Origin of the sequence: Pseudoalteromonas sp. GABNS16E, assembly GCF_028598715.1 — a bacterium.
Taxonomy (GTDB): Bacteria; Pseudomonadota; Gammaproteobacteria; order Enterobacterales; family Alteromonadaceae; genus Pseudoalteromonas; species Pseudoalteromonas atlantica.
In genome coordinates, this window is record NZ_JAQREZ010000085.1 from 1 (window position 1) to 9,680 (window position 9,680).

6 protein-coding genes and 1 pseudogene are annotated in these 9,680 nt (G+C 42.0%); 4 read left to right on the plus strand and 3 right to left on the minus strand.

Translation table 11 applies throughout. From position 1 onward, the window contains the following. Positions 1-314 precede the first annotated feature (314 nt). Positions 315-1,472 (minus strand): annotated as a pseudogene (locus PSI06_RS19935) (benzoate/H(+) symporter BenE family transporter). A 377-nt stretch (positions 1,473-1,849) separates the two neighbouring features. Between PSI06_RS19935 and PSI06_RS19940 the strand changes: the two are divergent. Both PSI06_RS19940 and PSI06_RS19945 read left to right on the plus strand, forming a co-directional pair. After that, positions 1,850-2,566, plus strand: coding sequence for a hypothetical protein (locus tag PSI06_RS19940; RefSeq protein WP_273604728.1), 717 nt, complete (start codon positions 1,850-1,852; stop codon positions 2,564-2,566). Positions 2,567-2,626: 60 nt separating this feature from the next. Beyond that, a complete protein-coding gene (locus PSI06_RS19945) occupies positions 2,627-3,370 on the plus strand; it encodes a zinc-dependent metalloprotease family protein (protein WP_273604727.1) in 744 nt (247 codons plus the stop codon). A gap of 136 nt (positions 3,371-3,506) precedes the next feature. On the opposite strand, the gene PSI06_RS19950 is transcribed toward PSI06_RS19945, so the two are convergent. Beyond that, entirely contained in the window at positions 3,507-4,730 is a 1,224-nt protein-coding gene (locus tag PSI06_RS19950; protein ID WP_273604726.1) for an alkaline phosphatase family protein, read from the minus strand. Between the two features lie 191 nt (positions 4,731-4,921). On the opposite strand from PSI06_RS19950, the gene dgt reads away from it, so the two are divergent. Together dgt and PSI06_RS19960 are read left to right on the plus strand one after the other, a co-directional pair. Further along, positions 4,922-6,388 carry a dGTPase gene (gene dgt / locus PSI06_RS19955; RefSeq protein ID WP_096042675.1) on the plus strand — a complete coding sequence of 489 codons (1,467 nt, stop codon included), beginning with the start codon at positions 4,922-4,924 and terminating at the stop codon, positions 6,386-6,388. A 139-nt stretch (positions 6,389-6,527) separates the two neighbouring features. Next, complete coding sequence (locus tag PSI06_RS19960) at positions 6,528-8,183, plus strand: cell surface protein (protein ID WP_273604725.1); 1,656 nt, start codon at positions 6,528-6,530, stop codon at positions 8,181-8,183. 347 nt (positions 8,184-8,530) lie between these two features. On the opposite strand, the gene PSI06_RS19965 is transcribed toward PSI06_RS19960, so the two are convergent. Beyond that, entirely contained in the window at positions 8,531-9,094 is a 564-nt protein-coding gene (locus tag PSI06_RS19965) for a hypothetical protein (RefSeq protein ID WP_064385816.1), read from the minus strand. Positions 9,095-9,680 lie beyond the last annotated feature (586 nt).

The following is a 9,680-nucleotide window of genomic DNA, read 5'->3' on the forward strand; positions in this document are numbered from 1 at the left end:
AATTTCACTTCTCATTTACTCCTCTTTCTCTTCTCTTTGTGCATTTTTGTATTAAAGATCAATAAACCACAAAGAGGTTAAGAGGCGCTTTGCTTTTAGAAAAGTAACTTGCATCTCGCGCGAGCAAGCTTCGCGCATACTGACAAAATTAACACCGAGGTAAATTACCCTTTAGACGCACAGGCAAGCTCACTGACTTCGATGTGATAAATGATAGCTAATCATTTATCAACGAGAGATACAAGACGCGCAGCTTGCTGGCGCTTTAAAAGCAATGCTTTTACCTGTTTTAACCTATTCGTTAACGCTTTTCTTTAACTTTTACGGGTGATCATCAACGTACAAACGCCGGCAATTATTCCCCAAAACGCAGAGCCCACCGAGAGCATGGTTAAATCAGATGCGGTTACCTAAAACGTAACTATTGCAGCCTCTGTGTATTGGGCTGAGCTTAAAGCTTGCTGCAAGCTATTAGCAATGGTGCCAAACAACGCAATACCCGCTAAGGCTAAAATTAATGCCTGCGGCAAACTTGCCACTAAACCAACAAGCGTTGCTGCGCAAAGTGCCATAACAATATAAAATACGCCTGCGGCAATACTTGCCCAATAGCGTTTATCGGGGCTTTTATCGGCCTCATCGCTCATACAAATAGCAGCAGTAATAGCGGCTAAATTAATAGAGTACGTACCAAACGGGGCTGTTAAAATATTAATAAAACCAGTTACGTTAAGCGTAGCCGAGATAGGCGCTTTATAATTATGAGCCTTTAGTACAGCAATACCCGGTAAGTTTTGTGAGGTCATGGTCACTATATAAAGCGGTAAGCCAATACTTATACACGCTTGCAAGTTAAACACCGGCGCTATGTATGCAAATTCACTTATTTTCCAATGAATAGCGCCTGTATCAATATGCCCCATTTGCCACGCCAGTAGCACGCCTGCAACTAAAACGCTAAGCATGGCAAAACGCGCAAAAAATCGTTTTCCTAAAAAATACATAAGCACCATTAGGCCTATAACCAGTGGTAGCTCATTCATAAAATTAAATACATCTATACCAAAGGTGACCAATACGCCTGCCAGCATGGCACAGGCAAGTTCGCTCGGTATGCGGTTCATTATTTTTTCAAACCAACCGGTAACCCCCGACACAAAAACCAATATAGCGGCAAACATAAATGCACCAATGGCTTCGCCTAAATGGTAGCCCTGCGCGCTGGAAATAAGTAAAGCCGCCCCAGTGGTAGACCATGCAATTAAAACGGGCACTTTATAATAATACGACAACCCAATAGTGGTTATGCCCATTACCAGCCCTAGCATTAAAAGCCAGCTTGCGACTAAATCGGGCGTGCCGCCAAGGGTTATAACAACTTGATAAATAAGCGCAATAGAACTTGAAAAACCAATAATAACAGCCACCAACCCTGCGGTTGCTCGATTAAGCAGCTGATCGGAAAACGTCATAAAATCCCTCTTAATTTTAGATTTTTAAGCCCACAACATACGTTGCCTATTTACGCTTTGCAATTAGCGTTTACGCTATTAAGCGTGAAAAATATTCATTATTTTAAAATTTTTTTTACCTATAAAGATCACACCTTTCATTGCCAAATTAAAAACAAAAACAATTATTCGCTTACGCTTACACCCCGCTAAAACCCTATAAAAACCCATCCTTTTTAGCTCAAAAAATCAAACCCATTATAGGTAAATTGTTTATTTACAATCATTTACAGTGTAAATAATTAGCACTTTTATACTACCACCACCAACTTAATCTAATTCTCTAGATGATATAAAACGTAACAATTAGTTAACTAAAAACCCCGTAAGAGAAACAAATGAAACGCGCTATTTTAATAATTGTTGCCCTTGGTCTATCTGCATTTGCTATTTATAAGCTGCTATTTAATACCGAAAAACCTCAGCAGGTAACGGCGCCTGTTGCAGTGGATATAGTGCCCGTTGACTCTCAATTTGCAGCAAATAAAAAAGCACCGCAGCCCATAGATATGAGTAAAGATCCCGTTAACGTAAAACCTAAAACCATTGAGGCACCAGCGCAAAGCAACCAGTTTGAAGCTATAAACAAGGTATCTGCAAAAGCTAAAGAGGTACTTACCAACGCCAACGTACTACCAAGCGATCTAAACAACGAAGCCTACATAGAGTTCGACCTAAATACGTTACAAGCCCTTGAAGCTGGCGACTCGTTTGATATTTCAATCCCGCAAACCGTTGAAACCTACAGCGCCGAAATCACCTCGTTATCGGAGGCGAGTAATGGCGATAAAAGCATATTTGGCCAAGTTATTGGTGCCAATGGGCAACTACACACCACGGTTATGACCGTAGGAAACGATGCAATTTATGGGCAACTTACTGCACCTAGCGGCAATTATGTTTTTGAAAGTAAAGGTAAATATGGCTGGATTGCAGCAAAACGCGACTTGTACCAAAACCACATAGAGCATCACGTAGATGCACCCACACCAAAAACAGATAAAACCATCGATATGTTTGCCCCAAAAAAAACTGAACAACCCAACACGCAGTAACCCAACTAAATCAATCAGCAGTAAAACTTCCAACCACTACATAAGTAAGGAAATATAAAAATGAAAAAACTAATCACGACGGCAGCCATTGCCAGCGCGCTATTTGCAACCAGTGCAGCACAGGCAGTGACGATTGATATTGGTATTTTATATACCGACCAATCGGCCGCAGCTACGAGTAACATAAATACTAAAATAAACCAGCTGATCGCCTTTAGTAACCAGGTTTATAGCCAAAATGGGGTAGACATTACACTGCGTTTAGCGGGAACAGAAAACCTAGGCGATTACGCAATTACACCGTCTGAAGATTGGTTAGATGCAGTAACTAACAGCAGCTACGTAGATGGTTTACGCACTAGCTGGAAAGCCGACATGGTTGCCGTACTTGGTACAGGCCAAAGTGCGGGTAATGGTTTAATCTCGTGTGGTTTAGCTTGGGTTGGCCAAGGCACTAACGGTAATTTATACAGCTCGATGAGCGACCGTATGTACTCTATTACTGCTATTGATTGTGGCGCAACTACGTTTGTACACGAACTTGGTCATAACCAAGGCCTGGCGCACTCACGTAAACAAGTCGATACCTCGGGCGGCGTGTATGTTGATGGTATGGGCCACGGCGTACAAAACGAATTTGCCAGCATTATGGCCTACCCGCACGTTTACGGTAGCGCAACGCAGTACGATTACTTCTCTAACCCTAATTGGAGCGTAAATGGCTTACCCTTTGGTGTAACTAACCAAGCGTATGCTATTCGTACGGTTACCGACACTAAAACAAGCATTGCTAACTTTAAGTAAGTGATTTAAAGCAAGCTGTATTTAGCCCACTTATAATTATTTCCCTTTAGAGCGCATTTGCGCTCTTTTTTATTTAGCTTAGGGGCTGTTGTTCTTTCAAGGTTAAATCACTAAAAGCCTAAAAGTGCGCAGCTAATTAATGCACTACTATTTTTTGTTTTATAGCAGGCATTAACGTTTTACCGTCACCATCTACTTTACTTAAAAGCTTAAGCCCCATTACTTTGGCAAGTACCGGGTAAATATCAAGATTATTTACCTTTTCAAGGCTTAGCCCTTGTTTAAAAGCAGGCCCTACAGCAATTAACGTAGCCGCCATATCATCGGTATAGGCATAGCCATGAGTACCTAAATACATTGCTTTGCCTTCGTTAGTAAATACCGCTGGCGCATTAGTTTGCACAACAATATCACCCACCCGAGTGCCTTTATTGTAGTGATATGCTGCTAATTGCTCGTCGTTTAATACCGTATAACGCCCGTTTACGGCTTGTTGCAAACGTTGTTTGTAAGTTGCAATTTGCTCGCTTGTTACAGCAGGCTTTGCATAAATAAGTAAACGCGGGCCGGTATTTTTAACTATAAAATTATCGTTTTTAGGCAATGTAGATACATCAATACTTTGCTCTGGGTTTACATGCGCCATACCGTGATCGGATACAATAACAAGGTTAATCTCTTGCTCTAGCTTGCTTAAACGGGTTTGTAATTGGCCCATTAATTCATCTAATTGTTTTACTGCATCGCGAGTTTGCGGTGCGTCTGGGCCAAACTCGTGGCCCATGCTATCAACAAGCGAAAAATAACTTGCCACAAAACGTGGGCGCTGCGCTTTAGGTAAGCTTAGCCACTGTATTATTTGATCAACACGGCCTTGGTACTCACTGTATTTAGAATAATGAAAGTAATAGTCGGGCGTCATACCGTTAAAGCGCGCATCCGACTCTGGCCAAAAATAAGTAGCCGACTTTAGCCCCTGCATTTTTGCTAAATTCCAAAGTGGAATGCCATTTACCCACGTGCTATCGTGCATACCTTTACCCATGCTGTAGCACTCGTTTTTACGGGCTTTATCACAAAAGTTATTATCTACAATGCCATGATTTACCGGCAGCAACCCTGTAATAATAGAAATATGGTTAGGAAACGTTTTTGTTGGGTAAACCGGCATTAGCTTTTGCGCGCGTACACCTTTAGCAGCCATTGCTTTTAAATTAGGCGCGCCGTGTTTTTCTATATAATCCCAACGCATGCCATCTATTGATATAAGTACAACGGTTTGCTCTTTTGCCGCATATGCCGCTTGGCTGGTTAACACTAAAAGAGCCAACATCATCGCCTTTAAAAATACATACTTCATTACAAATACTCGCCTACATTAAAATGCGTTAAATACTGAAAAATATAGCTTTATAATACAATTGCCAGGCCTTAAATGATACAAGCACCTGTACCTAACTCGTCTAGGTGTATATATTAACAAGTAAGTATTTAAAACGAATGACAACGCGCATTTACTTTGCCAGTCGTCACCACTAAGCAAGGACTCCGATGACTATCGACTTTAGTAAAAAAATAACCCCAGCGCGCATGTATCGCACGACTGCAAATTTACAAATGGCGATGGAAAGCGATCGCGGTCGTATAATTAACAGTGCAGCTATTCGTCGCCTACAGCAAAAAACCCAGGTTTTTCCGCTAGAGCGAAACGCAGCTGTGCGCTCGCGCTTAACTCACTCACTAGAAGTACAGCAGGTTGGCCGTTTTATAGTACAGCGTATTTTTGCAAATTTAAGCTTTGAGCAACAAACCGAATTTGGCTTGAAAGGATTAGAGCGCCCACTAGAGAGCCTAGTAGAAATGGCCTGCCTAATGCACGATATAGGCAACCCACCCTTTGGACATTTTGGCGAAGCTGCCATAAATCACTGGTTTAATAATAATTTAGCAAGTGTTACACCAGCGCGCTGCCAAGAACAAAATACCGGCATAGGGGTTATTTTTAAGCACCTAGCGCACGATATTTGTAATTTTGAAGGCAACGCCCAAGGCATACGCATAATACATTCGCTACTGGGGTTAAACTTAACTTATTGCCAAAGCGCGGGCATTTTAAAGTACACCCGCCCCGCGGGATTAAATCCAAAAGACATACCGCAAAATAAAAACTACTTAATGAAAAAAGTAGGTTACTACTACAGCGAAAAAACCTTTGTAGAGGCACTGCAAAACGAGCTGGTTATAGAGCCATACTGCCGCCATCCGGCAAGTTACATTATGGAAGCCGCCGACGATATTTCGTATTGCCTAGCCGACATAGAAGACGCCGTAGAAAAAGACATCATAACCACCGAGCTACTTTGTCAGCAGCTAAAAAGTGAATATAAAAAAGCCCTTATAAACCTAACCATTGACGACACCGAACACCTAAATTTTGTAGATAAAGCGGTAGATTACGCACTAGAGCGCGCCAACGCGCAGCCTTACAACTTTAATAGCGAATTTTTTATTTACCTACGCGTGGCCTTGCTTCACCCACTTGTAAACCACGCCGCCAAGCGTTTTATAGAGCACATTGAGCCTATTTACCACGGCGACTTTAACCAAGCCCTACTAGAAGATAACAGCCACCTACACGCCGTTACTAAAACCCTTAAACAGGTGGCGCTTAAGCATGTGTTTTCTCACAAAGAGGTAGAAAAACTCGAACTACAAGGCTATCGCATAATTAACGGCCTGCTAGATTGTTATAAACCACTGCTACAACTTAACAGCGACGATTTTAAACGCGCATTAAATGGCGACTCACGATTATTAATCGAATCGCGTTTGGTTAAAAAGCTCTCTAAAAAGCACTTAAATAGTTATCAGCACGCCATAGATGCCATGCAAGAAGAGCCCGATCACTTTGCCGCTTACGAGTTTTACTATCGCTGTAGGCTAATTCAAGATTACATAAGTGGCATGACCGACCAATTTGCCTACGACGAGTACCGCAGCCTAATGGTGATTGATTAACTAGAGCGTGTTGCTGGGTGGTTTTTACTTATCTCACTAGGTTACAAACCTCACGCCGCGATTTAGTCGCCCTTAGTGCCTAGATATATTTTAATTTTGCGCTTAAAATCAAACTATTGATACTTAAGCGCCGTGTTTTATGATTATTAGACTCTCTCAACTTATTTTTTGCTTTGCTTTATTTTACAGCAGCCAAAGTGCTGCCTATAACGAAGCCATGTGTATTTTAATTAAGCAAGAAATGCAGCAGTACAGTAATAATAAAGCCAGTGCCAAATACCGCAGCGCCGCACGCGATTTTAAAAGAAACTGTAATAAACCCAAGCAAGTACAAACAAAACCAAAACCTGTAGAGCCGCCAGTAGTTGAACAAGAGCCACAACCACTTGCCCTTACCCCCGAGCAAGAACAACAACTGCTTGAGCAAATAACTGCGGCCGAAAAAGCTATAAAACAAAGCGCAAGCAAAGCAACCACAAGCTCTCAGCCTACAAACCAAATAAGCCAGCAAAACTCAGAAATTAACGAGCCTGAGGCTGCGCCAATCAATACAGTAAAGGATGCGTCAAGCACACCTAAGGGTGAACTTGCGCCTAATAGCAGCGAGTTAACACCTACAACTAGCCAAGCGCAGCCGGTGGCCACTGAAACCGCCCCAAAAGCAGCGCCTAAAATAGAGCCTAAAAAAGAGCAGCCAACGGTTAATACAACGCCCAAACCCGCACCTGTACTTATACCTGCGCCAGTTGCAGAGCCACCAAGTTCATTATTGTTACCAAGTTTGCTACTGCTTATTGTGGTATTAATTGGCGCCATGGTGGTTATACGTTTACGCCGCGCTAAACAAAATAAGCCCGAGCCGCCTGTTGCTCCACCGGCTACAGCCCCAAAAAATAACAATAAAAGCGCAGCGCAAGCAGCACCACCCCAAACGGCTCCAGCCCCAAGTGATGAGCTTTCAAAACCAGTTGTGCCACCGGTTTCGACCTCGAGCGAGCCAGAGCCTGCAAGCTCTAATGCACCAAAAAACGAGGCAATTAACGAGCCACTGCCTGCCGATACGCAAGCCACAGAGGCTGAGTCAGAACAAGCTAAACCAGAAGAAGATGCACCAGCACCTGAACCTAAAAAAGTAGCGCCAGAGCCAAACACCGCAGAGTTTGAAGCTGCCGCAAAAAATACATTAGCGCGTATTCAAAATGCAAAAGGCTTTGCAGAGCCCGAGGTAAGAGAGTTTAACCCAGACGCGCCTTCGGTTAAGCGCACGCGTAAGCATAAAGCCGCCGCAGTAGAACAGCCAAAAGCAGAGCCCATTGAAGAAGTAAAACCACAAGAGTCTACTCTTGTAAACGAACCGGCTGCGCCTAGTAACCCTATCAATGAGCCTAATACCAGCGCACAGCTGCATACAGCCGATAAAAACAGTGAGCTTGATCAAACCACATTAAATAGCGAACACGACTTTAAAGAGCCCGAAATTCGTACCTACAATCCAGACGCGCCTTTAAAACCAAGTAAAGAACCTGCACAAGCTACAGTTTCAGCAAAACCAAATAACGAACCCACGTTAGATACACCAATATCAACAGCTCACGAAAAGCCAGCGCAACCAGAGCCTGATAGTACGCCCAAGCAAAGTGATTCTAGCAACCCATTTGCAAACCTTTCGCTAGATGAAAGCTGGGACCCAAATTCAGATAAAAAGCCCGTGATTGAGGAAAAAAAGAAAGCGCCTAAATCACAAGCCTTAATAGAGGCAGAAGAACGCGCTAAAAACATGCAAACAAAAGAATAGCCGAGCAAATAAGCTTGATATTATTGCTCTAAACAAATAATTTTTAACGCAGCAAGTACGCTATTTAAAGATAAAATTGCTATTACTCAATTACCAGCACAAAAAAGCGGCCACAAGGCCGCTTTGTCGTTTAAAAGTATAGAGTTGTATTAATGCGCTAAATTAAGCGAGCTATTTTAAGTATGGATTTAAAACTGAGAAAACGTTTTATTGCTACAAAAAATGCCTGGTTTAGTTGTTATAACTAACTAGTTGTACACTGCTGTACTTTTAGCATCTTTGTATTTGTAACACAGCTAGCGCCAAGTTTGGCGGCTCAAAATAATTAACTATAATTGCGCTTACTATTATTCGGGGGGCATGTTTTTAATATTTAAATCGTATTGTAAAATACCATCGTTATTAACCGCCACACCCGCTAATTGCACAGAGTGATTAGCAAACTCTTCAGACGCCGATAAATGCGCTAACACGCCAGCTATATCCTCGTGTTTAGGTTGCCCGTCGGTTGCCACTATGCCTGCATTACAATCGTTTTGCTTACACTCAAAGCTGTATAAAAATAGTGACTTTTCAGCAAAACTGCTTTGCACTTTATCTAAAAACACTTGCTCTGACTGTGCTAAATCAAGCGTACTTTGAATTTGAGCAGCGCTTTCTAGCTCAGAGTATTCACCCACCTCTTGGGGAGTAATCACTATTTGCTCGGTAAGTGCAGTGCCTTCTTTATTAGTTACATCGTGGCTACTTTGCATTGCTTGTATATCTACCACCAGAGGTTGAGCAGGCTGCACAGCCGTGGTGTTAGTTATTGAGTTGGGTAGATTATTTTGAGCCAAGGCGGTCAAATCGTTTTTAAACACGTACAAAGTTGCAGCAGTGATAGCGCATGCAATGAGTAATTTGTTCATAATACTTCCCTCCTTCAACCAATTTACGCAATACAATTAAGTGAAATGCTTTTTAAGTGTAGCCAATGTTAATATTATGTTTTGTTTGGGTATGTACTGTCAATCTTTAATACTAGACAGTGCAAATTAAAAGAACAATTTTATCAATGTTAATATTTAATGAACCACTGGTAAGCTCAGCGCGCCACATTATAATGCTGGCAATAGCTCCACGCTCATTTTGCAACCAAGCAGCACGTTATTTATTTGTAACAAACTGTAAAAAGCAACTCTTTTTATGACCACACCTCAACCAAAAAGTTTGCGTTTATTGTTACTAAAACTTAAATAAAATTACCCAAAGTAAATAACCGCATAATCAAAACCACACACAGCAGTTTTAATTTGCTAAAAGATGCAAAGATTACATAAAGAAAGGCACTAACATGAAGGCGCGATTTTATATCGCGCTTGTAAACGTCGGGCTTGCTCACGTTAGAGGCGCAGCTTCTCATTACTTAATAAATTAACACCGTAAAAGCCCTGCTTTTGAACGAAAGCAATGCGCGTCTACAAGGTTACACCAAGCTTTGCTGTTAGCACTCGA